Annotated in this window: 24 protein-coding genes, 5 tRNA genes, 4 rRNA genes and 1 pseudogene; 15 read left to right on the top strand and 19 right to left on the bottom strand. The window is 52.5% G+C overall.

Annotated elements, in window-relative coordinates; genetic code table 11:
* The first annotated feature begins 5 nt into the window (after positions 1-5).
* A complete protein-coding gene (gene fsa / locus EHV07_RS04435; RefSeq protein ID WP_147200523.1) occupies positions 6-668 on the top strand; it encodes a fructose-6-phosphate aldolase in 663 nt (220 codons plus the stop codon).
* Between the two features lie 102 nt (positions 669-770).
* Here the strand turns inward: fsa and EHV07_RS04430 are convergent.
* Positions 771-847 (bottom strand) — tRNA-Asp (locus tag EHV07_RS04430).
* Positions 848-981: 134 nt separating this feature from the next.
* Positions 982-1,662 carry a DNA polymerase III subunit epsilon gene (gene dnaQ, locus EHV07_RS04425; protein WP_371419678.1) on the bottom strand — a complete coding sequence of 227 codons (681 nt, stop codon included), beginning with the start codon at positions 1,660-1,662 and terminating at the stop codon, positions 982-984.
* Between dnaQ and EHV07_RS25125 the strand changes: the two are divergent.
* Positions 1,659-1,718 (top strand): annotated as a pseudogene (locus tag EHV07_RS25125) (hypothetical protein); the annotation flags it as partial. The gene dnaQ and the pseudogene EHV07_RS25125 overlap by 4 nt on opposite strands.
* 49 nt (positions 1,719-1,767) lie before the next feature.
* The gene (rnhA, locus tag EHV07_RS04420; RefSeq protein WP_147195470.1) at positions 1,768-2,235 is read left to right on the top strand and encodes a ribonuclease HI; all 468 of its coding nucleotides are present in this window, start codon (positions 1,768-1,770) and stop codon (positions 2,233-2,235) included.
* Here the strand turns inward: rnhA and EHV07_RS04415 are convergent.
* A complete protein-coding gene (locus EHV07_RS04415; protein WP_147195468.1) occupies positions 2,220-2,957 on the bottom strand; it encodes a class I SAM-dependent methyltransferase in 738 nt (245 codons plus the stop codon). The genes rnhA and EHV07_RS04415 overlap by 16 nt on opposite strands.
* Positions 2,958-3,001: 44 nt before the next feature.
* Between EHV07_RS04415 and gloB the strand changes: the two genes are divergently transcribed.
* The 3 genes from gloB to EHV07_RS04400 all read left to right on the top strand — a co-directional run bounded on the left by gloB (position 3,002) and on the right by EHV07_RS04400 (position 6,098).
* Complete coding sequence (gene gloB / locus EHV07_RS04410) at positions 3,002-3,757, top strand: hydroxyacylglutathione hydrolase (RefSeq protein ID WP_147200522.1); 756 nt, start codon at positions 3,002-3,004, stop codon at positions 3,755-3,757.
* 70 nt (positions 3,758-3,827) lie between these two features.
* A complete protein-coding gene (gene mltD, locus EHV07_RS04405; protein WP_147195466.1) occupies positions 3,828-5,189 on the top strand; it encodes a murein transglycosylase D in 1,362 nt (453 codons plus the stop codon).
* A 207-nt stretch (positions 5,190-5,396) separates the two neighbouring features.
* Positions 5,397-6,098, top strand: coding sequence for a cyclase family protein (locus tag EHV07_RS04400; RefSeq protein WP_147195464.1), 702 nt, complete (start codon positions 5,397-5,399; stop codon positions 6,096-6,098).
* Here the strand turns inward: EHV07_RS04400 and EHV07_RS04395 are convergent.
* Complete coding sequence (locus tag EHV07_RS04395; RefSeq protein ID WP_147195462.1) at positions 6,095-6,892, bottom strand: endonuclease/exonuclease/phosphatase family protein; 798 nt, start codon at positions 6,890-6,892, stop codon at positions 6,095-6,097. The two genes, EHV07_RS04400 and EHV07_RS04395, sit on opposite strands and share 4 nt — an antisense overlap.
* A 210-nt stretch (positions 6,893-7,102) precedes the next feature.
* Here EHV07_RS04395 and yafC point away from each other — a divergent pair, with 210 nt between their 5' ends.
* Positions 7,103-8,023, top strand: coding sequence for a DNA-binding transcriptional regulator YafC (yafC, locus tag EHV07_RS04390; RefSeq protein ID WP_147195459.1), 921 nt, complete (start codon positions 7,103-7,105; stop codon positions 8,021-8,023).
* A gap of 170 nt (positions 8,024-8,193) precedes the next feature.
* On the opposite strand, the gene EHV07_RS04385 is transcribed toward yafC, so the two are convergent.
* From EHV07_RS04385 to gmhB, 9 genes are all read right to left on the bottom strand, one after another.
* Positions 8,194-8,270 (bottom strand) — tRNA-Asp (locus EHV07_RS04385).
* Positions 8,271-8,388: 118 nt separating this feature from the next.
* Positions 8,389-8,504: ribosomal RNA gene (gene rrf / locus EHV07_RS04380) — 5S ribosomal RNA — on the bottom strand.
* Between the two features lie 31 nt (positions 8,505-8,535).
* Positions 8,536-8,611, bottom strand: a tRNA-Thr gene (locus EHV07_RS04375).
* 52 nt (positions 8,612-8,663) lie between these two features.
* Positions 8,664-8,779, bottom strand: a 5S ribosomal RNA gene (gene rrf / locus EHV07_RS04370).
* A 223-nt stretch (positions 8,780-9,002) separates the two neighbouring features.
* Positions 9,003-11,909, bottom strand: a 23S ribosomal RNA gene (locus EHV07_RS04365).
* Positions 11,910-12,114: 205 nt separating this feature from the next.
* A tRNA-Ala gene (locus EHV07_RS04360) sits at positions 12,115-12,190 on the bottom strand.
* Between the two features lie 151 nt (positions 12,191-12,341).
* Positions 12,342-12,418: transfer RNA gene (locus tag EHV07_RS04355), tRNA-Ile, on the bottom strand.
* Positions 12,419-12,492: 74 nt separating this feature from the next.
* A 16S ribosomal RNA gene (locus EHV07_RS04350) occupies positions 12,493-14,035 on the bottom strand.
* Together the 16S, 23S and 5S rRNA genes with 4 tRNA genes alongside form the textbook arrangement of a ribosomal RNA operon.
* Positions 14,036-14,458: 423 nt before the next feature.
* Positions 14,459-15,019, bottom strand: coding sequence for a D-glycero-beta-D-manno-heptose 1,7-bisphosphate 7-phosphatase (gene gmhB / locus EHV07_RS04345; RefSeq protein ID WP_147195457.1), 561 nt, complete (start codon positions 15,017-15,019; stop codon positions 14,459-14,461).
* Positions 15,020-15,200: 181 nt separating this feature from the next.
* Here gmhB and metN point away from each other — a divergent pair, with 181 nt between their 5' ends.
* The 6 genes from metN to proS all read left to right on the top strand — a co-directional run bounded on the left by metN (position 15,201) and on the right by proS (position 20,810).
* Positions 15,201-16,232, top strand: coding sequence for a methionine ABC transporter ATP-binding protein MetN (gene metN / locus EHV07_RS04340; protein WP_147195455.1), 1,032 nt, complete (start codon positions 15,201-15,203; stop codon positions 16,230-16,232).
* Positions 16,225-16,878 carry a methionine ABC transporter permease MetI gene (locus tag EHV07_RS04335; RefSeq protein ID WP_147195452.1) on the top strand — a complete coding sequence of 218 codons (654 nt, stop codon included), beginning with the start codon at positions 16,225-16,227 and terminating at the stop codon, positions 16,876-16,878. Before metN ends, EHV07_RS04335 begins: the two co-directional genes overlap by 8 nt.
* A gap of 30 nt (positions 16,879-16,908) precedes the next feature.
* The gene (locus EHV07_RS04330) at positions 16,909-17,724 is read left to right on the top strand and encodes a MetQ/NlpA family lipoprotein (protein ID WP_147195450.1); all 816 of its coding nucleotides are present in this window, start codon (positions 16,909-16,911) and stop codon (positions 17,722-17,724) included.
* A 151-nt stretch (positions 17,725-17,875) separates the two neighbouring features.
* Positions 17,876-18,280 carry an Rcs stress response system protein RcsF gene (rcsF, locus tag EHV07_RS04325; RefSeq protein ID WP_147195448.1) on the top strand — a complete coding sequence of 135 codons (405 nt, stop codon included), beginning with the start codon at positions 17,876-17,878 and terminating at the stop codon, positions 18,278-18,280.
* Positions 18,277-18,984: a tRNA (N6-threonylcarbamoyladenosine(37)-N6)-methyltransferase TrmO gene (gene tsaA, locus EHV07_RS04320; RefSeq protein ID WP_147195447.1), complete on the top strand. Its 708-nt coding sequence runs from the start codon at positions 18,277-18,279 to the stop codon at positions 18,982-18,984. The genes rcsF and tsaA overlap by 4 nt, the downstream gene beginning before the upstream one ends.
* Before the next feature lie 107 nt (positions 18,985-19,091).
* Positions 19,092-20,810: a proline--tRNA ligase gene (gene proS, locus EHV07_RS04315; protein WP_147195445.1), complete on the top strand. Its 1,719-nt coding sequence runs from the start codon at positions 19,092-19,094 to the stop codon at positions 20,808-20,810.
* A gap of 121 nt (positions 20,811-20,931) precedes the next feature.
* Here proS and arfB read toward each other — a convergent pair whose 3' ends face one another.
* Positions 20,932-21,354, bottom strand: coding sequence for an alternative ribosome rescue aminoacyl-tRNA hydrolase ArfB (arfB, locus tag EHV07_RS04310; protein WP_147195443.1), 423 nt, complete (start codon positions 21,352-21,354; stop codon positions 20,932-20,934).
* Positions 21,351-21,905, bottom strand: coding sequence for a YaeQ family protein (locus EHV07_RS04305; protein WP_147195441.1), 555 nt, complete (start codon positions 21,903-21,905; stop codon positions 21,351-21,353). Before EHV07_RS04305 ends, arfB begins: the two co-directional genes overlap by 4 nt.
* Before the next feature lie 129 nt (positions 21,906-22,034).
* Between EHV07_RS04305 and EHV07_RS04300 the strand changes: the two genes are divergently transcribed.
* Together EHV07_RS04300 and rof are read left to right on the top strand one after the other, a co-directional pair.
* The gene (locus EHV07_RS04300) at positions 22,035-22,232 is read left to right on the top strand and encodes a YaeP family protein (protein WP_147195439.1); all 198 of its coding nucleotides are present in this window, start codon (positions 22,035-22,037) and stop codon (positions 22,230-22,232) included.
* A complete protein-coding gene (rof, locus tag EHV07_RS04295) occupies positions 22,219-22,482 on the top strand; it encodes a Rho-binding antiterminator (protein WP_147195438.1) in 264 nt (87 codons plus the stop codon). The genes EHV07_RS04300 and rof overlap by 14 nt, the downstream gene beginning before the upstream one ends.
* 33 nt (positions 22,483-22,515) lie before the next feature.
* Here the strand turns inward: rof and EHV07_RS04290 are convergent, their stop codons facing one another.
* The 4 genes from EHV07_RS04290 to EHV07_RS04275 all read right to left on the bottom strand — a co-directional run bounded on the left by EHV07_RS04290 (position 22,516) and on the right by EHV07_RS04275 (position 26,832).
* A complete protein-coding gene (locus tag EHV07_RS04290; RefSeq protein ID WP_147195436.1) occupies positions 22,516-22,827 on the bottom strand; it encodes a cytochrome c in 312 nt (103 codons plus the stop codon).
* Positions 22,824-24,179, bottom strand: coding sequence for a tRNA lysidine(34) synthetase TilS (gene tilS, locus EHV07_RS04285; RefSeq protein ID WP_147195434.1), 1,356 nt, complete (start codon positions 24,177-24,179; stop codon positions 22,824-22,826). Before tilS ends, EHV07_RS04290 begins: the two co-directional genes overlap by 4 nt.
* Before the next feature lie 55 nt (positions 24,180-24,234).
* Complete coding sequence (locus EHV07_RS04280; RefSeq protein ID WP_147195432.1) at positions 24,235-24,624, bottom strand: VOC family protein; 390 nt, start codon at positions 24,622-24,624, stop codon at positions 24,235-24,237.
* 72 nt (positions 24,625-24,696) lie between these two features.
* Entirely contained in the window at positions 24,697-26,832 is a 2,136-nt protein-coding gene (locus tag EHV07_RS04275; protein ID WP_147195430.1) for a lysine decarboxylase LdcC, read from the bottom strand.
* Positions 26,833-26,947 lie beyond the last annotated feature (115 nt).

Raw genomic sequence — 26,947 nt, 5'->3', positions numbered from 1 at the left:
TAATGATGGAACTCTACCTGGATACCGCTGACGTTGCGGCGGTTAAACGCCTCGCCCGACTTTTTCCGCTCCATGGCGTGACCACCAATCCGAGCATTCTTGCCGGTGGTAAAATGCCGCCAGAAGAGATATTGCCGGCACTGCGGGAAGCGCTGGGCGACGAGGGAAAACTGTTTGCTCAGGTTATGGCTTCCCGCGCGGAAGACATGGTGGAAGACGCGATAAAGCTGCGAAAGATTATTCCCGATTTGACCGTCAAAATACCCGCCACCGGCGAAGGTTTGGCGGCCATGAAGCTATTGAGAAAGGAACGTATTCCAACACTGGGGACGGCCATTTATGGTGCCACGCAGGGGCTGCTTTCAGCACTGGCTGGCGCAGAGTATGTTGCGCCCTACGTTAACCGCGTGGATGCTCAGGGAGGAGACGGGATCCAGACCGTGAAGGATTTGCAGCAGCTTCTTACCCTTCATGCGCCTGACGCAAAGGTGCTGGCTGCCAGCTTTAAAACGCCTCGTCAGGTACTCGGTTGCTTACTGGCGGGTTGTCAGTCCGTCACGCTGCCCGTTGATGTAGCAGAACAGCTCATCACTACCCCGGCCGTAACGGCGGCGGTCGAAAAATTTGAGCAGGACTGGTTAAAGGCTTTTGGCAGGATGGGAATTTAAAAGCAAAAGGACTTGAGGCATATGCGGCTTCAGAGGGTGAATTTTTATCCTGCTGAAACGACGAAAGCCTGATTCATTTCTGAATCAGGCTTTCTGGATACTTGGCGGAACGGACGGGGCTCGAACCCGCGACCCCCTGCGTGACAGGCAGGTATTCTAACCAACTGAACTACCGCTCCGCGCTTTGTTCCCCGTCGGGAACGAGGCGAATATTACGGTGACGCATGCAAGCCGTCAATGCTTTTTCTGCCGCTTTCTAATCGACTGCCTGTTTTTTCAACTTACGGTATTTTTCTTGTTCATTTCTGGCGTTTTATGCCCGCCATAAACAACTGCCGCCCTTCTTCATCACCAGGTCGAGCCGCTCTTCATGTTTGCTGACTTCATCTGCCGTGGCAGTAACAATACGCAGGCCCGATGCCGGACGGGTTATACGATATATAGCGTCATCATTGCTCTGCTCCTGCCGATCGCCTTCCATTGAAAATTTCAGCGATGTCTGGCCGCCGGTCATGGTCAGGAAAACTTCCGCCAGAATTTCGGAGTCCAGCAGTGCGCCGTGCAGCGTTCGCTTGCTGTTATCTATTTCGTAACGTGAACAGAGCGCATCCAGGCTGTTGCGCTTGCCGGGAAACAGCTTACGCGCCATCGCCAGGCTGTCGGTAATCTTGCAGAAGGTTTCGGTCTTCGGAATATTACGGCCCAGCATGCCAAATTCATAATCCATAAAGCCGATATCAAACGAAGCGTTATGGATCACCAGCTCCGCGCCATCAATGTAGGCCAGGAAGTCATCCGCCACATCGGCAAAAGTTGGCTTGTCCGCCAGGAATTCATCGGCAATACCGTGTACGCCGAACGCCTCGGGATCCACCAGCCGATCGGGCTTCAGATAAACATGGTAATTGTTACCGGTCAGACGGCGGTTCACCACCTCCACAGCACCAATTTCAATAATGCGGTGCCCTTCGTAATGTACCCCGATCATGTTCATGCCGGTGGTTTCAGTATCGAGTACGATCTGACGCGTTGTATTTACTGTGCTCATAGGACCTGTTTATGTCAGACTTGGCGTTTTTCAGCAGGGAGTCTACCAGAGATGCCTAAGCAGGTAGAAATTTTCACCGACGGTTCTTGTCTCGGCAACCCTGGCCCGGGGGGCTACGGTGCCATTTTACGCTATGGCCAGCACGAAAAAACTTTTAGCGCCGGCTACTATTTAACGACCAACAATCGTATGGAACTGATGGCGGCGATTGTTGCGCTGGAAGCCTTAACTCAGCAGTGTGAAGTGGTGCTGAGTACCGACAGTCAGTATGTCCGCCAGGGCATTACCAGCTGGATCCATAACTGGAAGAAGCGCGGCTGGAAAACGGCCGATAAAAAGCCGGTAAAAAATGTCGATTTATGGAAACGACTGGATACGGCCCTGAGCCATCATCAGATCAAATGGGAATGGGTCAAAGGCCACGCCGGACACGTTGAAAACGAACGCTGTGATGAGCTGGCGCGTGCGGCCGCTGGCAGTCCCGCTTTTGAAGATGTGGGCTATCAGTCAGAATCCTGATGACGCTGGCGCGTACGGTACTGGCTGGTCGCGCCGACTGCCGGACTGAGCCTTCTCTTCGCCGCGGCTTTTTTAGCCGGATTCATAATCAACGGGAAGGTTCTTTTACGCGCCACGATAATGCTCAAGCAGCCTAACGCCGGAAAATGGGTGCTGATCATCTTCCCACCCTGCCGATTCCATGGCAGCACCTGAAAGCGCGTCCGCTGTATCACTTCGTAATTCAGCAGATTAAGCCAGTCCATCAGCCTCATTTGGGTAAACATCCGGCTGTTCCACGGTACCTTGCGATGGAGGCCCGGGATCAGCTTGCCAACGCCTAAGACACTGAAAGGATTAAAGCCGCTGATAATGATCCAGCCATCGTCAATTAAGACGCGATCGACCTCACGGAGGATACGATGCGGATCGCTACTCCATGCCAGACAATGCGCCAGCAGACAGGCATCGACAGACTTGGATTCAAACGGCAGGCTACCCGGCTCGGCAATCACCTGCAGGTTGTCGCCGTTCAGCCCTACGTTCACCTGATGCGATATCGCACAGCTCTCGGTATCGATCTCTGCGCTTAGCTGCCCCAGCTTCAGTAAATGAAAACCGTACATCCTGGCGAGGCAGGGCTGGAGATGCTTGATGAGCGCCTCACGGTAAAATTCTCCCCAGGGGATCTGGGACCATGAGTGCGGCACCTGACGAATATGGCGTGTTTTAGCGGGCTTCATGCTTTACCATCTTCTTTCCATTTCGGCCATTAAAAGAGGCGATGATGAATCTTACCAGCATTCCGGCATTTCAGGATAACTACATCTGGACCCTAAATGACGATCGGGGACAGTGTCTGATTGTTGACCCGGGCGAAGCCGCACCGGTGCTGACCGCTCTGGCAGAAAATCAGTGGCAGCCGGTCGCTATTCTTCTGACTCATCACCATCATGATCATGTTGGCGGCGTAAAAGAACTGGTCGAAAAATACCCAGACATAGTGGTATGGGGCCCTGCTGAGACACAAGATAAAGGTGCCACGCACATTGTGAGCGAAGGCGATAAGGTCGCTATTTTGGGTCTCGAATTTAGTGTTTTTTGCACGCCCGGTCACACTTTAGGACATATCTCATACTTTAGTTACCCTTATCTTTTTTGTGGCGACACGATGTTTTCGGGCGGCTGCGGTAGATTGTTCGAAGGCACTGCGGAACAAATGTTTAATTCTTTTCAAAAACTTAATCAACTACCCGGCGATACGCTGGTCTGCTGTGCGCATGAATATACGTTATCCAACATGAAGTTTGCACATACCCTTTTCCCGGATGATGTTAACATTGCCCGGTATTACCAAGAAATTAAGGAGTTACGGGCAAATAATGGCGTTTCACTGCCCGTAAAACTGGATTTAGAGCGACAAATAAATGTTTTTCTCAGAACTCAAGACGTTGATTTAATGAAAGTAATTGGCATGGAAACACCTCCGCAACAAGAGTGGCACGTATTCGCAACTCTACGCGAGAAGAAAGACCGTTTTTAATTTTTCGGGTTGTGTTGAAAGGAGCGAGCACGTATAGTTGCTCGTCTTTTAAGCGAGCAATGACACACACATGAAGGCTAAAGCGATATTACTCGCCTCGGTCTTGCTGGTTGGGTGCCAGGCATCGAAGCATGATGCCAACCTTCCTGAGCAGCATGCACAGAGTTTGTCTTCAGCAGGTCAAAGTGAAACAGAACGGTTATTATCGCCAAGATGGCAGGATGATGGGACCAGCCTGACGCAGGATCAGGATCTGTGGAATTTCATTAGCGACGAGTTGAAGATGAAGGTTCCGGAAAATACCCGGATACGCGAACAAAAACAAAAGTATTTAAGAAACAAGAGCTATCTCCACGATGTAACGTTACGGGCAGAGCCGTATATGTACTGGATAGTCGAGCAGATTAAGAAACGTAAGATGCCGATGGAACTGGTACTATTACCCATAGTGGAGAGCGCTTTTGACCCCCATGCCACTTCTACTGCAAATGCCGCTGGCATCTGGCAGATAGTGCCGCAAACGGGGCGTAATTATGGTTTGAAACAGAACCAGTGGTATGACGGGCGCCGTGATATTGTCGCCTCAACGAAAGTTGCGCTGGATATGATGCAGCGCCTGAACGGCATGTTTGGCGGAGACTGGTTACTGACTGTTGCCGCCTATAACAGCGGTGAAGGACGCGTGCTGAAAGCAATCAAGGCCAATAAAGCCCGTGGAAAAGCAACGGATTTCTGGTCGCTGTCGCTGCCACGTGAAACGACAGTCTACGTGCCGAAAATGTTGGCACTGAGCGAACTGCTCAAAAACAACAAGCGTTACGGTATCCGACTGCCGGCACCGAATGAAACCCGTGCTCTGGCGCGCGTGGAGGTCGGTCAGCAAATTGAACTGACGCAGGCGGCCGAAATGGCTGGCATGTCGCTAAGTAAGCTTAAAAGCTTTAATACTGGCTACAAACGCGGCAGGACGGCACCAAACGGCCCGCACTACATTATGGTGCCCAAGTCGAACGTAGCAAAACTGCGTAACTCGCTGGCCACTGGTGATATAGCCGCAGTACAGCCAACGGCGCTGGCCAGTACTACGACCAGTGCTTACAAGGTACGTAACGGCGATACGCTTTCAGGGATCGCAAAACGCCTGAACGTTTCGGTAAAAGAGCTGCAGCGCGCAAATAACCTGCGTGGTGCAAATATCAAACCGGGGCAGACGTTAAGCCTGGGCGGCAGCGATAGCGCTACCAAACTGGCCGATAATGGCAACAGCATCACCTATCAGGTTCGTAAAGGTGATTCTCTGGCCAGCATCGCAAAACGTCATGGCGTGAACATGAAGGACGTCCAGCGCTGGAACAACGGCGGTCTGGCAAATATACAGCCAGGCGATAAGCTGACCCTGTTTGTCACTAATCGTGTTACGCCCGACAGCTAGCCTGTTGTACTTTAAAACCAGCCGCAGTTAAGCGCTCTTTGTTTGAGATGCTTAACGGGCTGGTTTTTTATATCTGCTTTATTTTCTGTTCAACGTTCGTTTCGTCTTCTTTCCTATTCTCCCAGTCAGGCACCCCGGTTTTTCCTTTCCTGACAACGACCCGTTATGCTTTACTGCTTCTCTTCTCCGATGAATGATAAAAAGCTTATGAATAACGATCTTGTCAATCTGTTAAGCCAGCATCGTCTAATCGAGCTGAATCACCTGTATGAAGAGCAGATGCCAGTCTGGCCTGGCGACGGGCGTTTTTTTATGAGTAAAGCCGAAGATTTTAGTACGGGTGATGGTAACTACAATTGCCAGCTTAGCCTTGGCGACCACTGTGGTACGCACATTGATGCGCCTGTGCATTTCATTGAACAGGGTAAAAGCATCGACCAAACCGATGTACGCCAGCTGATGGGGCGCGGACGCTGCATGGATATGTCGCATCTGCCCGCAAACAGCGAAATAAGCCAGGCACAGCTGGAAGAATGGGAGTCATGCCATGGTGAGATTGTTGCGCACGATATTGTACTGATTCGTACCGGATACGATCGTAAATGGCAGCGTCGTCCACATCATGCAGAGTTTATGGAAAACTGGGCGGGCTTGTCTGGTGAAGGCGCTGCGTATTTACTGCGAAAGGGCGTGACGGTGTTTGGCACCGACTCCATGTCTTTGGATGCTTTTACCAGTGAAAATTATGCCGCTCACCGGGCTGTTTTAAGCGCCGGCGGGATGATTATTGAAAGCCTGGCCAATCTTTACCGCCTTCCTGCTGAATTCACTTTCATTGCCCTGCCCCTGCGCATTAAAGGCGCGTCAGCTTCTCCTGTCAGGGCAGTTGCGCTGGTGAAAGATAACTAGCGTGGGGGCGCGGGCTGAAACTCGACCAGCAACGGATTATGGTCGGAGGCTCGGGTAACCAGCACAGAAGCTTCCGCAACCTTCATACCGCGATAGAACACAAAGTCCAGCGGGCGACCAAAAGCCTTACGGCGGTGATCGTCAGTAAAACTCACCTCTGTGAGTCCCATATCCTGAGCAAAAGTGTATAAAGCATTGATGCGCTGGCGGCTCCAGGCATTAAAATCACCGGCCATAATAACCGGCCCACGATGATGAATGATTTGTTCACCGATCGGCCCCAGCTGTTTACTGTAGACGTCAATGCCCAGGCTGAAATTAACGGCATGGATATTCACCACCATCAGCATCTGGTTATCTGGGAGCGGATAAGCCGTTACCAACGCTGACTTGGCAAGACGCAGCAGGGGTTCCCGCTCCCTTAAGGGGTAGCAGTAGACCGGATGAGCTGACGCCAGCGTCATTACGCCTGAAGGATGCTGCGGCAATACGAAAGCAGGAACCTGATCGGCAGCCAGATAGTTAGTCGTCGCAAACTTCACCAGTTCAGGCGTTGTTTGCGCTTCCTGGAGCAGTACCAAATGCGCATCTTTGCCAAAATTCTGCAAAACGGACAGCCATTCTGCACGTTGCTGCTTGAAAATATTCCAGACCAGCACGCGCAATGAAGATTCAGCCGTGAGTGGCGCGCCTGGCGGTAATGCTTTCCCGACATGCAGCATCGCACCAGGCGGAAAAATCCGTTCCGCTGGCTGCCCTGCAACATATCTCATGGCATAAGTCTTTTTCCGCACGTTATCGCCTGACCTTATTAGCTGAAAATGTGTATAGCTTCCTTCAGTTATAGGGACTTTAGCGTCGGGTTTCAATCAGAGCCTGCTAATAACTGTCAGAAGCTAAGTAAAGATTTATGTTAATACGACATAGCTGGCGCTGAAGATCGGCGCATGCTTAAATAACAAAAAGAGCCACAGTGACAACACAATTTTGTCCAGGGAGCAATAATGAAAGCCCATTCAGAAGAACTGGCAATTTTTGTAGCCGTTGTTGAAGGTGGAAGCTTTAGCCGAGCAGCAGAACGGCTGAGCATGGCTAATTCTGCGGTTAGTCGGGCTGTTAAAAAGCTTGAAAATAAGCTTGGTGTTGAACTACTAACCCGAACGACCCGACAAATTAAACTGACACAAGAAGGCGAAGCTTACTTTCGTCGGGTACAGTCGATCCTGCAGGAAATGGCGGCGGCCGAAAATGAGCTGATAGAGAGCAAAAATATGCCACAAGGCTCGCTGCGAATCGATGCGGCAACGCCTGTTGTTCTGCATTTGCTAATGCCAATGATTAAACCCTTTCGTAAACGCTTTCCTGAAGTAACGCTTTCACTGGTTTCGTCAGAGACCTTTATCAATTTAATTGAGCGAAAAGTAGATATTGCTATTCGAGCTGGAAATTTATCCGATTCAAGCTTACGTGCCCGTCCGCTTTTCATCAGCCGCAGAAAAATTGTCGCCAGCCCGGCATATCTTAGTGAGTATGGCGTCCCTGAACGCGTAGAAGATCTTACTCATCATCCTTGCCTGGGATTTGTTGAACCACTTAGTCTGAATCGCTGGCCCGTTGCAAAAGCAGACGGTCAGCTGTACGACATTACTCCCGAGTGCACGTCAAATAGTGGTGAAACAATCAGGCAGCTTTGTCTGACGGGTAATGGCATTGCCTGCCTGTCCGATTTTATGATCGATAAAGACCTTGCTGAAGGGAAGCTTGTTGAGCTGATGGCGGATAAACTGTTGCCGGTTGAGATGCCTTTCAACGCGGTTTATTACAGCGACCGTGCGGTTAGCACGCGTATCCGCTCGTTTATCGATTTTATCGGAGAATGGCTTGCAGGGCAGTCACAAGGCAAAGCAATCGGCCAGGGAAAGTAAACCAGAGCCCTAACCTGCCCTGTTCCTTTAGGGCATCGCTTTATTGCAATTCAGCTCGCTGTTGATCATTGAAGCCTGCATGAAACACGAAGTCTTGCATAGTGCCCTGGGCGCCGTTGGGCTATAAACAAAAAAGCCCTGAGTCAGATGACTCAGGGCCTTATGTAAAGTGGCGGAACGGACGGGGCTCGAACCCGCGACCCCCTGCGTGACAGGCAGGTATTCTAACCAACTGAACTACCGCTCCACCGATTCTGTACTGAACTCAGAATGTTGCTTCTGATATCAGGTGTTTCGCCCTTTCCGTGTCAAGGGAGAGGTCTGAGCGCAAACGGTTAACTCACGTTTACTGCTACTTAATTGATGCCTGGCAGTTCCCTACTCTCGCATGGGGAGACCCCACACTACCATCGGCGCTACGGCGTTTCACTTCTGAGTTCGGCATGGGGTCAGGTGGGACCACCGCGCTAAAGCCGCCAGGCAAATTCTTTTCCGAACTCATGCCATATTACTGGTGCTGATACCCAGAGTCGAACTGGGGACCTCACCCTTACCAAGGGTGCGCTCTACCAACTGAGCCATATCAGCACGCTTATTACTTACAGTAAGCGGAAAACACACGCTTAATGCTTAATTTGATGCCTGGCAGTTCCCTACTCTCGCATGGGGAGACCCCACACTACCATCGGCGCTACGGCGTTTCACTTCTGAGTTCGGCATGGGGTCAGGTGGGACCACCGCGCTAAAGCCGCCAGGCAAATTCTGTGCTCTGTCCTGTGTCTTCCGCTCCGTGGCCGCGTTGGCTGCGCTTGTAAAGTCAGTCACATACTTCAGTATGCTCCTTCCTTCACGGCTCTTGCCGCCTTGCCACAAAGCAAAATCCCACGGACCGTGGTCCGCAGAACAGATAAATCTTTATCCGGTTAACAAGCTGAAAATCTTTGCGTCTCTCAACGCTACAGAACGCTTCTGGCGTTGTAAGGTTAAGCCTCACGGGTCATTAGTACCGGTTAGCTCAACGCATCGCTGCGCTTACACACCCGGCCTATCAACGTCGTAGTCTTCAACGTCCCTTCAGGTGGCTTAAAGCCACAGGGAGAACTCATCTCGAGGCAAGTTTCGCGCTTAGATGCTTTCAGCGCTTATCTTTTCCGCACTTAGCTACCGGGCAGTGCCATTGGCATGACAACCCGAACACCAGCGGTGCGTTCACTCCGGTCCTCTCGTACTAGGAGCAACCCCTCTCAATTCTCCAGCGCCCACGGCAGATAGGGACCGAACTGTCTCACGACGTTCTAAACCCAGCTCGCGTACCACTTTAAACGGCGAACAGCCGTACCCTTGGGACCTACTTCAGCCCCAGGATGTGATGAGCCGACATCGAGGTGCCAAACACCGCCGTCGATATGAACTCTTGGGCGGTATCAGCCTGTTATCCCCGGAGTACCTTTTATCCGTTGAGCGATGGCCCTTCCATTCAGAACCACCGGATCACTATGACCTGCTTTCGCACCTGCTCGAGCCGTCACTCTCGCAGTCAAGCCAGCTTATGCCATTGCACTAACCTCACGATGTCCGACCGTGATTAGCTGACCTTCGTGCTCCTCCGTTACTCTTTGGGAGGAGACCGCCCCAGTCAAACTACCCACCAGACACTGTCCCCACGCCAGATTATGGCGCCAGGTTAGAACATCAAACGTTAAAGGGTGGTATTTCAAGGTTGGCTCCACGCAGACTGGCGTCCACGCTTCAAAGCCTCCCACCTATCCTACACATCAAGGCTCAATGTTCAGTGTCAAGCTGTAGTAAAGGTTCACGGGGTCTTTCCGTCTTGCCGCGGGTACACTGCATCTTCACAGCGAGTTCAATTTCACTGAGTCTCGGGTGGAGACAGCCTGGCCATCATTACGCCATTCGTGCAGGTCGGAACTTACCCGACAAGGAATTTCGCTACCTTAGGACCGTTATAGTTACGGCCGCCGTTTACCGGGGCTTCGATCAAGAGCTTCTCCTTGCGGATAACCCCATCAATTAACCTTCCGGCACCGGGCAGGCGTCACACCGTATACGTCCACTTTCGTGTTTGCACAGTGCTGTGTTTTTAATAAACAGTTGCAGCCAGCTGGTATCTTCGACTGGCTTCAGCTCCGGGAGCAAGTCCCTTCACCTACGCGCCAGCGTGCCTTCTCCCGAAGTTACGGCACCATTTTGCCTAGTTCCTTCACCCGAGTTCTCTCAAGCGCCTTGGTATTCTCTACCTGACCACCTGTGTCGGTTTGGGGTACGATTCTGTGTTACCTGATGCTTAGAGGCTTTTCCTGGAAGCAGGGCATTTGTTACTTCAGCACCGTAGTGCCTCGTCATCACGCCTCAGCCTTAAAGAGTTCCGGATTTGCCTGGAACTCAAGCCTACACGCTTAAACCGGGACAACCGTCGCCCGGCCAACATAGCCTTCTCCGTCCCCCCTTCGCAGTAACACCGAGTACAGGAATATTAACCTGTTTCCCATCGACTACGCCTTTCGGCCTCGCCTTAGGGGTCGACTCACCCTGCCCCGATTAACGTTGGACAGGAACCCTTGGTCTTCCGGCGAGCGGGCTTTTCACCCGCTTTATCGTTACTTATGTCAGCATTCGCACTTCTGATACCTCCAGCAGACCTCACAGTCCACCTTCGACGGCTTACAGAACGCTCCCCTACCCAACAACGCATAAGCGTCGCTGCCGCAGCTTCGGTGCATGGTTTAGCCCCGTTACATCTTCCGCGCAGGCCGACTCGACCAGTGAGCTATTACGCTTTCTTTAAATGATGGCTGCTTCTAAGCCAACATCCTGGCTGTCTGTGCCTTCCCACATCGTTTCCCACTTAACCATGACTTTGGGACCTTAGCTGGCGGTCTGGGTTGTTTCCCTCTTCACGACGGACGTTAGCACCCGCCGTGTGTCTCCCGTGATAACATTCTTCGGTATTCGCAGTTTGCATCGGGTTGGTAAGCCGGGATGGCCCCCTAGCCGAAACAGTGCTCTACCCCCGAAGATGAGTTCACGAGGCGCTACCTAAATAGCTTTCGGGGAGAACCAGCTATCTCCCGGTTTGATTGGCCTTTCACCCCCAGCCACAAGTCATCCGCTAATTTTTCAACATTAGTCGGTTCGGTCCTCCAGTTAGTGTTACCCAACCTTCAACCTGCCCATGGCTAGATCACCGGGTTTCGGGTCTATACCCTGCAACTTAACGCCCAGTTAAGACTCGGTTTCCCTGCGGCTCCCCTATACGGTTAACCTTGCTACAGAATATAAGTCGCTGACCCATTATACAAAAGGTACGCAGTCACCCAACAAGTAGGCTCCCACTGCTTGTACGTACACGGTTTCAGGTTCTGTTTCACTCCCCTCGCCGGGGTTCTTTTCGCCTTTCCCTCACGGTACTGGTTCACTATCGGTCAGTCAGGAGTATTTAGCCTTGGAGGATGGTCCCCCCATATTCAGACAGGATATCACGTGTCCCGCCCTACTCATCGAACTCACAGTAAGTGCATTTTTGTGTACGGGAGTATCACCCTGTACCCTGCGACTTTCCAGACGCTTCCACTAATGCACAAACTGATTCAGGTTCTGGGCTGTTCCCCGTTCGCTCGCCGCTACTGGGGGAATCTCGGTTGATTTCTTTTCCTCTGGGTACTTAGATGTTTCAGTTCCCCAGGTTCGCCTCGCAACACTATGTATTCATGTTGCGATGATGCACCGTAGTGCACCGGGTTTCCCCATTCGGGTATCGTCGGTTGTTGCGGTTCATATCACCTTACCGACGCTTATCGCAGATTAGCACGCCCTTCATCGCCTCTGACTGCCAGGGCATCCACCGTGTACGCTTAGTCACTTAACCTCACAACCCACAAGCGTCCCGAAAGACACTGCTGTTGTAAGCATTTGAGAGACTCGAACACATCGTTTTGTTTATCCTTATTACGGAGGATAAACACGACGTGTCGTTTCAATTTTCAGCTTGTTCCGGATTGTTAAAGAGCAAATATCTCAAACGTGACTCACCTTACGGTAAAATCAGTTTTGAGATAGTTCAGTAAACTGCATGGTGGAGCTAAGCGGGATCGAACCGCTGACCTCCTGCGTGCAAGGCAGGCGCTCTCCCAGCTGAGCTATAGCCCCATACAGTTACTGCAGAGACCATCTACTACCACTCACCAGGAGTCACATTTCCACTTTCGTGAACATGTTAATTTCTTCTCAGGCAAGGCATGTGAGAGGGAAGTTTATGCTTATAAACGACCGAACACATAACGCAGCATGAGATGAAATTTGGTAGGCCTGAGTGGACTTGAACCACCGACCTCACCCTTATCAGGGGTGCGCTCTAACCACCTGAGCTACAAGCCTGTAGAGGTTTTTTCTGCTCGTTACTTTTCTATCAGACAATCTGTGTGAGCACTACGCGGGAAAGTATCTTCAGGTAAGGAGGTGATCCAACCGCAGGTTCCCCTACGGTTACCTTGTTACGACTTCACCCCAGTCATGAATCACAAAGTGGTAAGCGCCCTCCCGAAGGTTAAGCTACCTACTTCTTTTGCAACCCACTCCCATGGTGTGACGGGCGGTGTGTACAAGGCCCGGGAACGTATTCACCGTGGCATTCTGATCCACGATTACTAGCGATTCCGACTTCACGGAGTCGAGTTGCAGACTCCGATCCGGACTACGACGCACTTTATGAGGTCCGCTTGCTCTCGCGAGGTCGCTTCTCTTTGTATGCGCCATTGTAGCACGTGTGTAGCCCTACTCGTAAGGGCCATGATGACTTGACGTCATCCCCACCTTCCTCCGGTTTATCACCGGCAGTCTCCTTTGAGTTCCCACCATTACGTGCTGGCAACAAAGGATAAGGGTTGCGCTCGTTGCGGGACTTAACCCAACATTTCACAACACGAGCTGACGACAGCCATGCAGCACCTGTCTCACGGTTCCCGAAGGCACTAAGGCATCTCTGCCAAATTCCGTGGATGTCAAGAGTAGGTAAGGTTCTTCGCGTTGCATCGAATTAAACCACATGCTCCACCGCTTGTGCGGGCCCCCGTCAATTCATTTGAGTTTTAACCTTGCGGCCGTACTCCCCAGGCGGTCGACTTAACGCGTTAGCTCCGGAAGCCACTCCTCAAGGGAACAACCTCCAAGTCGACATCGTTTACGGCGTGGACTACCAGGGTATCTAATCCTGTTTGCTCCCCACGCTTTCGCACCTGAGCGTCAGTCTTTGTCCAGGGGGCCGCCTTCGCCACCGGTATTCCTCCAGATCTCTACGCATTTCACCGCTACACCTGGAATTCTACCCCCCTCTACAAGACTCTAGCCTGCCAGTTTCAAATGCAGTTCCCAGGTTAAGCCCGGGGATTTCACATCTGACTTGACAGACCGCCTGCGTGCGCTTTACGCCCAGTAATTCCGATTAACGCTTGCACCCTCCGTATTACCGCGGCTGCTGGCACGGAGTTAGCCGGTGCTTCTTCTGCGGGTAACGTCAATTGCTGAGGTTATTAACCTCAACACCTTCCTCCCCGCTGAAAGTACTTTACAACCCGAAGGCCTTCTTCATACACGCGGCATGGCTGCATCAGGCTTGCGCCCATTGTGCAATATTCCCCACTGCTGCCTCCCGTAGGAGTCTGGACCGTGTCTCAGTTCCAGTGTGGCTGGTCATCCTCTCAGACCAGCTAGGGATCGTCGCCTAGGTGAGCCATTACCCCACCTACTAGCTAATCCCATCTGGGTTCATCTGACAGCGAGAGGCCCGAAGGTCCCCCTCTTTGCTCTTGCGAGGTTATGCGGTATTAGCTACCGTTTCCAGTAGTTATCCCCCTCTGTCAGGCAGATCCCCAGACATTACTCACCCGTCCGCCACTCGTCACCCAAGGAGCAAGCTCCTCTGTGCTACCGTTCGACTTGCATGTGTTAGGCCTGCCGCCAGCGTTCAATCTGAGCCATGATCAAACTCTTCAATTAAAAGTTCGATTTGCTGCAACAAGTGCAGCGATGCTCAAGTGTAAAACGTCATAATGAATTTTCATTATGTGTTCACTCTTAAGACTTGATATTTTTTGACACCCGAAGGTGTCTTGATATCAATCCTGCGAGTGCCCACACAGATTGTCTGATAAATTGTTAAAGAGCGTTGCGAACAGTGCCTTAGCTTCCTGTCGCGAGGTGGCGTATATTACGCTTTCCTCCTTCAGAGTCAACTTCTTTTTGAGAAGCTTTTCTCCGGCGATTCAGCTTCCTGAACCTCCTGAACCGGCGGGCTGTAAGCCGTTGTGCCGTCTCAGTGGTTGCGCATTATAGGGAGTTCTCGCCGGCTGACAACCCCTAATTTGCACAAAAGTGAACTTTTCTTCTCGTTCGCTTTAAAAATGCACGCAACGCTGCTTTTTAGCGCTGTTTAATACGTGAAGGCAGGTCAGCAAGGCTATCTATCACCCAATCTGCTGCATTTTCACCCTCTTCCGTTACCGGCTTACCGCTACGTACTAATACCTTTATACCTACACCAGCCGCTTTACCTGCCAGCATGTCATCAATTTTGTCGCCTACCATATAAGAAGCCGCCATATCGATGTTCAGTTCTTTCTGCGCCGACAGTAACATGCCAGGCTGAGGCTTACGGCAATCACACTCCTGTCGATACTCTTCTACTATTGCTTCTGGATGATGCGGACAGTAATAGATGCCGTCCAGATCGATCTCCCGATCGGCCAGCGACCAGTCCATCCACTCGGTAAGGTGCATAAAGGTATCCTCAGTAAAGATACCGCGAGCAATGCCGGACTGGTTGGTGACCATCACTAATGCATAGCCCATCTTCTTCAGTTCGCGCATTGCGTCGATGACGCCATCGATAAACTGAAAGTTGTCGCTCTCATGCACATAGCCATGATCAACGTTAATCGTGCCATCACGATCGAGAAATATTGCTGGGATTTTGTCTGTCACGTAGAAACTCCTGCTACTCATGTTGCTTCAGAGTATCGCATGATTGCGCCATGAGAGAGAATGGCAGATTGAACGTCTTTGATTGATTCAGACGTCTGGATGCCTTACCATCCACTCGCATCCGGCCCGGGTCGGGATGCACTAAAATTTACGCCACGGATAACCCCATCACGATAATAAAATGATAAAACTTACAAACATCACCAAAGTGTTCCAGCAGGGCACTCGCACTATTACAGCGCTGTCAGACGTCAGCCTGCATGTGCCAGCCGGACAAATTTATGGCGTCATCGGTTCATCGGGTGCGGGTAAAAGTACGCTTATCCGCTGCGTTAACCTTCTTGAGCGCCCGACTTCCGGCAGCGTGCTGGTTGATAATCAGGATTTGACCACGCTTTCTGAGAGCGAGCTCACTCAGGCTCGCCGCCAAATCGGCATGATTTTCCAACATTTTAACTTGTTAAATTCCCGTACCGTTGCGGGCAACGTCGCCCTGCCTCTTGAGCTGGGCAAGCTGTCGCGCGCTGAGATCAATACGCGCGTAAACGAGCTGTTGGAACTGGTTGGGCTGGCTGATAAGCACGACGCCTGGCCTGCCAACCTTTCTGGCGGTCAAAAACAGCGTGTGGCTATCGCCCGTGCGCTTGCAACCAACCCTAAAGTGCTGCTTTGTGATGAAGCCACCAGCGCGCTCGATCCTGCGACTACCCGGGCTATCCTTGAGCTGTTGAAAGATATCAACCGTCGCCTGGGCATTACTATTCTGCTTATCACCCATGAGATGGATGTGGTGAAACGCATCTGCGATCAGGTCGCGGTAATCAGCAATGGTCAGTTAATAGAGAAGGATACGGTGAGTGAAGTCTTCTCCCACCCTAAAACCCCTCTGGCTCAGCAGTTTATTCAGTCCACTCTGCATCTGGATATTCCCGATGACTATGCTGAACGTTTGTCGGCGGTGGCCAAAGCGGATAGCGTTCCTTTATTAAGGCTGGAATTTACCGGGCAGTCGGTAGACGCGCCGCTTCTCTCTGAAGCAGCCCGTCGTTTCGACGTGAATAACAATATTATCAGCGCTCAGATGGATTATGCCGGTGGCGTGAAGTTCGGCATTATGCTGACTGAGATGCACGGCGCAGACGCGGATACACAAGCAGCAATCGATTTTCTGCAAGAGCATCATGTAAAGGTAGAGGTGTTAGGTTATGTCTGAGGCAATGATTCTTCTACTCTGCCGTGGCGTATGGGAAACGCTGGTGATGACGTTCGTCTCTGGCTTTTTCGGTTTTGTTATTGGCCTGCCCCTTGGCGTCCTTTTATATGTCACCCGCCCGGGGCAGATCATTGAAAACCGTGCGCTGTATCGCTTTTTATCGGCCGTCGTCAATATCTTCCGCGCCATTCCGTTTATCATTTTACTGGTGTGGATGATTCCATTCACCCGCATGATTGTAGGAACGTCAATTGGCTTGCAGGCCGCTATCGTGCCGCTGACCATCGGAGCCGCGCCCTTTATTGCCCGTATGGTAGAAAACACGCTGCTGGAACTGCCCGCAGGATTGATTGAAGCTTCACGAGCAATGGGCGCGACGCCTTTGCAGATCGTTAAGAAAGTGCTGCTGCCTGAAGCGCTTCCTGGCCTGATTAACGCAGCGACGATTACGCTCATCACGCTGGTCGGCTATTCAGCAATGGGCGGCGCCGTCGGTGCTGGCGGTCTGGGTCAGATTGGTATTCAGTATGGCTACATTGGTTATAACGCAACGGTCATGAATACGGTGTTGGTCCTGTTAGTCGTTTTAGTCTATTTGATTCAGTTCTGTGGCGACCGCATTGTCCGTGCGGTCACACATAAATAAACGTTCGTTCGAACAGATTAAGGAAGGGATATGTCTTTTAATTTTAAAACGTTTGCCGCTGTGGGCGCGCTGATTGGTACTTTGGCGCTGGTTGGTTGCGATCAAAAAGCGAAAGATCCAAACCATATTAAAGTGGGCGTCATTGTCGGTGCCGAGCAGCAGGTTGCTGAAGTGGCTAAGCAAGTTGCTAAAGACAAATACGGTCTGGACGTTGAGCTGGTAACCTTTAACGATTACGTGCTGCCTAACGAAGCGTTAAGCAAGGGCGATATTGATGTTAACGCTTTCCAGCACAAGCCTTACCTGGATCAACAGATCAAGGATCGCGGTTACAAACTGGTTTCCGTAGGCAATACCTTTGTCTATCCGATTGCCGGTTATTCAAAGAAAATCAAATCACTGGATGAGTTACAAAACGGTGCTCAGGTCGCGATTCCAAACGACCCAACCAACCTGGGGCGCTCACTGCTGCTGCTGCAAAAAGTCGGTCTGATCAAGCTGAAAGATGGCGTTGGTCTGCTGCCAACCTCGCTGGATGTGGTAGAGAATCCGAAAAACATCAAGCTGGTTGAGCTGGAAGCACCACAGCTGCCACGTTCTCTGGACGATGAAAAAATTGCGCTGGCGGTGATCAACACCACCTATGCGAGCCAGATCAACCTGACGCCAGCGAAAGATGGCATCTTTGTGGAAGATAAAGATTCACCTTACGTGAATATGCTTGTGGCGCGTGAAGACAACAAAGATGCTGAAAACGTGAAGAAATTCGTTCAGGCGTATCAGTCCGATGAAGTCAGTAATGCCGCAAACAAGATTTTCAACGGCGGTGCAGTTAAGGGGTGGTAATCCACCTGCGGTAGCGCCTTATCGGCCGATACCGTTGCTAACTTCCTCAACAAAGCAGGCATTTGCCTGCTTTGTTCATTTCTAAGCGCTTGTTATTTATCCCCGGGCTTGCTTCAATAACGCCACTTTTACCGATCATAAGGACGTTCCCATGCGTGTTGTACCGCTCTGTTTGTTAGCCCTTTCGCTGACAGGGTGTTCGTTGCTGCATAAACCGTATAAGCCCGTTGAGCCTTTCAAGCCGGCAGCGCAAACTGAACCCGTGCGAGCCAAGCCTGCACCACGCCCTGCTCCGGTAAAACTTTATACTGATACCAACGATCTGCTAAGCAAACCCTTCCGCGATCTTGGCGAAGTGTATGGCGAAGATTGCCAGGTGGGCAGACAAAGCTCACCGCCAAATATCAATACTGCGCGCAAGAGAATGCAGATCCGTGCCGCAAATATGAAGGCTAACGCGGTGTTACTGCATCAGTGCGAAATTGTCAGTAACTCGCAGGGCTGTTATCGCCAGGCCGTCTGTCAGGGTTCCGCGCTGAAAGTGACCGGCCAATGAGTTCCTTTTCCTTCCAGCAAATCGGCACTATCCGTTCCCCCTGGAAGGAGAAGTTTGCCGTTCCACGCCAGCCAGGCCTGATTCAGGATGGCGGCGGCGAACTGCATCTTCAGCCTCCTTATAATCAACCGGAAGCCGTTCGGGGCCTGGAAGCGTTCAGCCATTTATGGCTGATGTTTGTCTTTCATCAAACGATGGACGGCGGCTGGCGTCCAACCGTGCGGCCCCCGCGACTCGGCGGCAACACGCGCATGGGTGTTTTCGCAACCCGGTCGACCTTCCGCCCGAACCCTGTCGGCATGTCCCTGGTTGAGCTGACCGGCATCCGCACTGAAAAAGGGGGCGTTATACTGGAGCTGGGGAGTCTGGATCTGGTTGATGGCACGCCCGTTATCGATATTAAACCCTATCTGCCCTTTGCCGAAGCCATACCGGATGCGCGAGCAGGCTTTGCTCAGCAGGCTCCCGACGCGCTGATGCCGGTCACTTTTTCGCCGCTGGCACTGCAGCAGATGGCGCAGCATCAACAGCAGTATCCGCATCTGGCCCGGTTTATTACTCAGGTTCTTGCGCAGGATCCGCGTCCGGCCTACCGCAAAGGCGAAGAACCCGAGCGTGAATATGCTGCCTGGCTACTGGATTTCAACGTGCGCTGGTGCGTGAATGCCAGCGGAACGCTGGTGACGGCAATCGACAATCGTTAATTTCTGTCCCGGCATCTTTTGAGACTCTGAACACGCTGGTACACTAGCCGCCAGCAATTTTTTGCCTGGCTTAATGTAAGCGTTTTGCTTAACTGGAATCGTAACTCATGCGTACTACTCAATATCTGCTCTCCACTCAGAAGGAGACGCCTGCCGACGCCGAAGTCATCAGCCACCAGCTGATGCTGCGCGCCGGGATGATCCGTAAACTGGCCTCCGGTCTGTACACCTGGCTACCCACTGGCCTGCGCGTACTGAAAAAAGTTGAAAACATCGTGCGTGAAGAGATGACCAACGCCGGTGCTATCGAGATTTCCATGCCGGTAGTGCAGCCTGCCGATCTGTGGCAGGAAAGCGGACGCTGGGAGCAGTATGGCCCTGAACTGCTGCGTATTACCGATCGCGGCGACCGTCCTTTTGTGTTAGGTCCCACGCACGAAGAAGTGGTCACCGACCTGATCCGTAACGAGCTGAGTTCTTACAAGCAGCTGCCGCTGAACGTTTTCCAGATCCAGACGAAATTCCGTGACGAAGTTCGCCCTCGCTTTGGCGTTATGCGTTCACGTGAGTTCATCATGAAGGACGCCTACTCGTTCCATACCTCGCAGGAATCTCTGCAGGCGACTTATGATGATATGTACCGCGCCTACAGCCAGTGCTTTAACCGTATGGGCCTGGATTTCCGTGCTGTTCAGGCCGATACCGGCTCAATCGGCGGCAGCGCATCTCATGAGTTCCAGGTGCTGGCACAGAGCGGTGAAGATGACATCATCTTCTCTACCGAATCTGACTACGCGGCCAATATGGAGCTGGCAGAAGCGGTTGCACCAGCGGGCGTGCGTGCCGATGCGACTCAGCCAATGAGCGAAATCGATACGCCGAACGCCAAAACCATCGCGGCGCTGGTCGAGCAGTTCAAACTGCCGATTGAAAAAACCGTTAAAACGCTGCTGGTTAAAGCGACCGAAGAGAGCGGCCATTCACTGGTTGCCCTGGTGGTTCGTGGCGATCACGCGTTGAACGAAGTGAAAGCTGAAAAAATCGATATCGTTGCTGCGCCACTGACTTTTGCGACCGAAGAAGAGATCCGTGCCGCACTGGGCGCGGGTCCTGGCTCTCTGGGCCCGGTTGGTCTGACGCTGCCCGTGGTGGTTGATCGTACCGTTGCCGCCATGAGCGATTTCTGCGCGGGCGCGAACAAAGACGACAAGCATCTCATCAACATCAACTGGCAGCGCGATCTGCCGCTACCGCGCGTGGCCGATATTCGCAACGTTGTGGAAGGCGACGCCAGCCCGGATGGTAAAGGTACGCTGCTGATCAAACGCGGTATCGAAGTGGGACATATCTTCCAGCTCGGCACCAAGTATTCCGAAGCGATGAAAGCCTCGGTTCAGGGTGAAGATGGCCGCAATCAGACGCTGACGATGGGCTGCTACGGAATTGGTATCACCCGTATCGTGGCCGCAGCAATCGAGCAGAACCATGACGACCGCGGTATTATCTGGCCTGACGCGCTGGCACCGTTCCAGGTTGCCATCCTGCCGATGAATATGCACAAATCTTTCCGCGTGAAAGAGCTGGCAGAAGCGCTGTATGAACAGCTCCGTGCTAAAGGGATTGAGGTCATTCTGGACGATCGTAAAGAGCGCCCAGGCGTGATGTTTGCCGATATGGAATTGATTGGCGTGCCGCACACCATCGTAATCGGCGATCGTAACCTCGACAGCGAAGAGATTGAGTACAAATCTCGTCGCGCAGGTGAAAAACGCATGATTAAAACCGGTGAAATCCTCGATTTCCTGGTAAGCGAAATCAAAGGTTAACGCCAGGGCGGCGGACGAAGTCCGCCGCTGCTTTAACGTTCTGATGTGGCGAGTCACATCCGCTGGTTCAGCATGAGCCTTCCCTGCCTGTTTCCTTACACCCGAACCGACCGCCAGCAGATTAGTCCTGCACGCCCCGCATTTTCCCCCGCATCGCCTTGGTCGATGCCTTGCGCGCTTTCCCTTCCAGACGCCGTTTTTTCGAGGCCAGCGTTGGCCGTGTGGCCCGTCGGGTTTTCTCCACCACCGTCAGTTCCTGAATCAGATTTTCCAGCCGCTTTAGCGCCGCTTCGCGATTCATTTCCTGACTACGGTATTCCTGCGCTTTGATAATCACTATCCCTTCCGGGGTGATTAAATGATGGCTGGCGGCGAGCAAACGCTCTTTGTAAAATTCCGGCAGGCTTGAGGCACGGATATCAAACCTGAGATGGATCGCCGTAGAGCTTTTGTTAACGTTTTGACCGCCATTTCCCTGCGCTCTGATCGCCGTAATGTCCAGCTCGCTGTCCTGAATGGTGGCATTGCGTGACAGCACAATCATGCCAGCTTGCCGTTAATCAGCCAGTCGGTAAAGCGCAGCTCAATATGGTTCTGCTCATCAGAGAGCCAGAGCGTACCGTCCTGCATGGTTGCCTGTAGATTCATCGAGCGCGAAGCCAGCTGCGTCAATGCTTTCAGCTGCTCGTCATCAATGAAACGTACGGTCAGGTTATCCTGCTGGGCCAGTTTATTTTGATTCTGCTGCCACCAGATTTGCGCGGCACGCGCGTTATAACAGTAGAGATAAACGCTGGCGGAGCGGTTACAGGCTTTTTTGACCCGACGTTCGTCCGGCAGGCCAAGCTCCACCCAGACTTCAATACCGTTATGGTCGTTCATCAGCCAGATTTCCGGCTCGTCTTCCGCGCTTAAGCCACGAGTGAAGACCAGACGTTCATGCGCATTAACCAGCCACGCCACCAGCCGCAGCATCAGCCGCTCTTCCGTTTCGGAAGGATGACGAGCCAGCGTCAGATTGCTGTCGATAAACACATTTCTGTCCATATCGGCAACGTTCACCGTTGCTTTATAGATGGTCGCTTTGAGTGCCATAGAGATCCTTAAAATTATCGGCGGTCATTGTAACCTGTTGACACAGCAAATCACCCTTCGACAAGCTGATTTCACGCAAAATCCTGTGTTATAGTCGTTAAATCGCCAAAGAAAACGCTTGAGGTGCATGTGGATTACTGTGAATTAGTTCGCCGCAAGTATGCCGAAATCGGCAGCGGTGACCTGGGATACGTGCCGGACGCAATAGCCTGCGTTTTGAAAGTATTGAACGAGGTAGCCGCAAATCCTGAGCTACACTCTTCAATCAGGGAACAGGCAGCTTACGCTGCTGCAAACTTATTGGTGAGCGATTATGTTGACGAATGAAGCCTACAAACCGATCAACTGCGATGATTACGACAACCTGGAACTCGCCTGTCAAAAACAGTGGACGCTGGCGCTGGCACTGAAAAACGGCGAGCAGCTGAAAGCACGGGCGCTGGATATGGTGTCACGCAAAAACGTGGAGTATCTGGCTGTCGATCTGTCCGGTGAAACGCGCGAACTCCGCCTGGACCATATAGCCAGCTTCACCCATCCTGAGTTGGGTACTGTCGTTGTCAGCGAATCTGATTAACCGTCATGGGCGGAAGCAATTCCGCCCCTTATCTCACTTCAGGCTGGCATAGTAAGCCGACAAATCCGCCATATCTTCATCGCTTAATCCTGCTACAAAGGCATTCATTACGGCCGCCTGACCCGCGCTGCGCTCCCCTTTTTTATAAGCATGTAATGCCTGTTCCAGATAGGCAGCATTCTGCCCGGCCAGATTGGGATAAAGGCCAACCGATGCTTTACCCTCCTTACCATGACATCCCTGACAGCTTGCGGCTTTCTGTTGGCCAGCCTGCACATTGCCCTCTGCCAGTACCGGCAGACTTATTACCGCCAGCAGTAGCAGCGGCCCTGTTATATATTTCATGACGCTTGCTCGTTATGTTGCCAGCAAACTTGCCAGCAAGGTTGTTCAGAAGGATCGCCTTCACGGGTAACGAAGACGCCCAGTGCGGCGATCAGGCGATCGCCATAAAAAATAAGTGGCGTACGCTCACGCAGCCATGGCGGAACACCCAGTTCCTGCCAGAGTTTTTTGAGCGGCCGGCTGCCGACACGGCCAACAATATGCAATTTTCCCTGCGCCTGAAAGCGGATACTGACGGTTTCTCCGGCAACAGGTGCTCGAATCGTATCTGTACAGACAGGCTCATTACGCGTTGTTGTCCGATCGCCAGCGCTTTTATCCCAACGAACCAGCTTGCCCATCTGCGCAGGCAACGCCAGCGAGGTTTCCGACAAAGGCCAGTCGATGATTTTATCGCGCACCGGCTCGGTTATTGCCAGCCAGTAGAGCCGCTGGCGAAAACGACGCACCTCAACGTTGCCAAGCTGCAAACGCGGCTCCGCATCTTCACGGCTACAGGCAACTTCCCGCCATATCCGCGAGAGCGCATCTTTTGCTGGCATCAGCCCCTGATGGTGCCTGACCCAGCGGCGCAGCAGTGCGCCTCGCCTCGCTTCACTCATCTTTTCCAGCGGCGCAATGGCCAGCGCGCCCCGATCGTCCAGCAGCTCGGCCAGCGACTCGGCCAGCAGCTCATCCAGCAGTTGCTCCTGCTCGCCACACAGCGCGGCGCTACGGGAAACCGCCTGGGAGAAGTGCGGCCAGCGCAGGCTCAGCTGTGGAATAATTGTCTGGCGCAGGAAATTACGGTCGTAACGCGTGTCCTGATTGCTGTCGTCCTCGATCCACCGCAAAGCGTATTCCGCGGCCCAGCTTTCCAGCTGGTGCCGGGTTTGCGAAAGCAAGGGCCGCAGATGCTGATATGTTCCCGACCGGGCGACCGACGGCATGCCCGCCAGGCCCGCCGGACCGCTTCCCCTTTTTAACGCCAGCAGCAGAGTTTCGCACTGATCGTCCAGATGCTGGGCAGTCACCAGGCTTTCGCCATCCTGCAAATGGCAGCGAAATGCCTGGTAGCGAGCCTCTCTGGCTGCCGCTTCGATACCTTTTTTGCGTCCGTCCACGCTGACTCTGAGCACGGTAAGAGGAACCTGCCATTCGGCGCACTGTTGCTGACAGTGGGCAACCCAACTCTCCGCCAGCGGATTCAGGCCATGGTGGATATGAATTGCCCGCAGATGCAGGCGCGGATCGGACTGGCGCAAGCAGACCAGCTGATGCAGCAATACGCTGGAGTCCAGCCCGCCGCTGTAGGCTACCAGCAGGCGTTTCTGCCCGACAAGATGCTGTTGAAGATGAAGCAGTGACATGATCGTTCCGCGGCTGAGGCGATCCGGCCATCATCGGCCGGATCGATAAGGCGCTATTTTACGCCTGATAGAGCTCCAGCGGCAAACCATCCGGATCAAAGAAGAAGGTAAAGCGCTTGTCCGTTACCGGATCGACGCGAATGGCTTCGCAAACCACACCTTTCTCTTCCAGATGCGCTTTAGCGGCATCAATATCGGCGACGCTAAACGCCAGATGACGCAGGCCACAGGCTTCAGGATTGTTTGTCCGGGCGGGCGGAAACGGAAAGGAAAACAGCTCAATGGTGTACTGGCCGTTCAGTGCCAGATCGCCTTTCCATGAATCCCGCTGTTCCCGATACACTTCGCCCATCAGCGTAAAGCCCAGAACGTCGCAGTAAAACGCCTTACTGGTCTCATAGCGGCTGGCAATAATAGCGATGTGGTGAACCTGCTTAATACCTAACATGGTGATTCCTCAATGATTGCTTCCCTGCGCTACCTTACGCAGAGTCGCCGTCGCCGACAATAGCAGAAGGAACTACGCTTTTAGAACGCGCACCAGATATTGCCCTTCTTCGGTCAGTTTCGCGCCGTGGATATCGGTTTCAAAGCCGGGATAATGTCGGCCAATGGTGCAGAGCATCAGCAGGAAATCCAATACCGCGCGGCTCTCTTCGGTAATCATCTCACCAGGCATGACCACCGGAACACCCGGCGGATAAGGCAGGATCATATTGGCTGAAACCCGCCCAACCAGCTCGCTGATATCGACCGTTTCCACATTGCCTTTCACCTGCTGCTGGAACATCTGGTGCGGCGTCATTTTCATTTCAGGCAGGGTGTCGAAAGCCTGTAACATCAGTCGTGGCAGATCGTGTTGACGGATCAGCGTATGAATCCCCTGCGCCAGCGTCTGAATACGCATGTTGCGATAAAAATCGGGATCTTCCGCGTAGAGATCCGGCAGCATGTTTTTTACCCGCAGATTCAGATCGTAAGAACGCTTAAACTCAGTCAGCCCGCGCAGCACGCTCATTGCTTTCGTTTTATCGATGCCGATACTAAACAGAAAAAGCAGGTTATAAGGCCCGGTCTTTTCGACCACGATGCCGCGTTCATCCAGATATTTCGCCACCAGCGCAGCCGGAATTCCCTCTTCGCTCATCATCCCCTGCTCGCTCATACCCGGCGTCAGAATGGTGACTTTAATGGGATCCAGATACATATGATCGGCATCGGCATCGGCGAACCCATGCCACTCCTCGCCAGGCTGGATCGGCCAGCATTCAGGATCTTCAACACCTTCCGGCTGCCAGATATCAAAGAACCACCCTTCCGACTCTTCCCGCAGACGCTGAACTTCCCGGCGGAAATGCAGTGCGCGTTCTACAGAACGATTTATCAGGCGTTTGCCCGGATTCCCCCGCAGCATCGCCGCCGCCGTTTCAATCGACGCCACGATGGAGTAGTTGGGCGAAGTTGTCGTATGCATCATGTAGGCCTCATTAAAGGTTTGCTCGTCATAATCGCCTTTAATGTGGATCAGTGAAGCCTGGGAGAAGGCAGCCAAAAGTTTGTGCGTTGACTGCGTTTCGTAGATGACTTTACCCGGCGTGCGCTCACCGCTCATGCCGCTGAGGCCGTTATAAATTGGGTGAAAATTGGTATACGGCACCCAGGCTGAATCAAAATGGATTGAGGGAACGGGCAGCGTCTCTTTGATGTACTGCGTGTTATAGAGCAAGCCATCGTAAGTCGAGTTGGTGATCACCGCATGCACCGGCCAGCTGGCGCGTTCGGTTTGGGCAACCTTGAGCGAGATACTCTCTTCTGTGAATTCCCGCTTCGGGATACCACCGAGTATGCCAAGCGCGTTACGGGTCGGCTTAAGCCAAATCGGGATGATATCGCTCATCATCAGTAAGTGCGTGAGTGACTTATGACAGTTGCGGTCGATCAGTACCGTGCTTCCCGCCGCTGCGGCATACATTCCCACAATTTTATTCGAAGTGGACGTGCCGTTTGTGACCATGTAGCTCTGTTCCGCGCCAAAGGTGCGCGCCACATACTCTTCAGCTTCAAGATGCGGGCCGGTGTGATCCAGTAGCGAACCCAGCTCCGTTACGGAGATGGAAACGTCTGCTTTAAGCGTATTCGCCCCATAAAAGTCGTAAAACAGGCTGCCCACCGGGCTTTTCTGAAAGGCGGTGCCGGCCATATGTCCTGGCGTACAGAAGGTGTATTTACCCTCTTTGACATAGCTGAACAACGCTTTAGTCAGCGGCGGCGTAATGGTATCGATGTATTCATCGGTGTACTGACGGATGCGCTGGGCGATATCATCGGCGGCCGCCAGAGCATATTCAAAGAACCAGATTGCCATGCGCATCTCGTTGATGCTGACATCCATGGTGGAATGGGTGTTAATAAAGGCGTAGAGCGGCAGGTACTCGTTCAGCTGATTAATTTCGCTGCACAGATCCAGGCTGTATTCATCCCAGTCAAAAACGACGCCGCAAATGCGAGGGTTATGCTCAATTAACTTCAGCAGATCGTTGGCATCTTTTGGGTAGATGGTCTGGAATCCCTGGCTGCGGAGCGCGCCATCCAGTTCACGGATGGGTTCATCCTTATAGAAAGCGTTCTGCGGCCCCATGATCGCGATAATATTCAATACTGACTCCTGGTAAAATTACGGCAAGGAGTAAGCATAGCGAATAATGCCGCTTCGCCGGGAAAAATTCGGGATCGGTGGCTGTACGGCCAGGTCAAAACCTGCCCTGAAGGTC

Source organism: Pantoea sp. CCBC3-3-1 (assembly GCF_007981265.1).
Classification (GTDB): domain Bacteria; phylum Pseudomonadota; class Gammaproteobacteria; order Enterobacterales; family Enterobacteriaceae; genus Erwinia.
The sequence above is the reverse complement of the archived record's forward strand: the minus strand, read 5'-3'. Positions and strand labels throughout refer to the sequence as shown.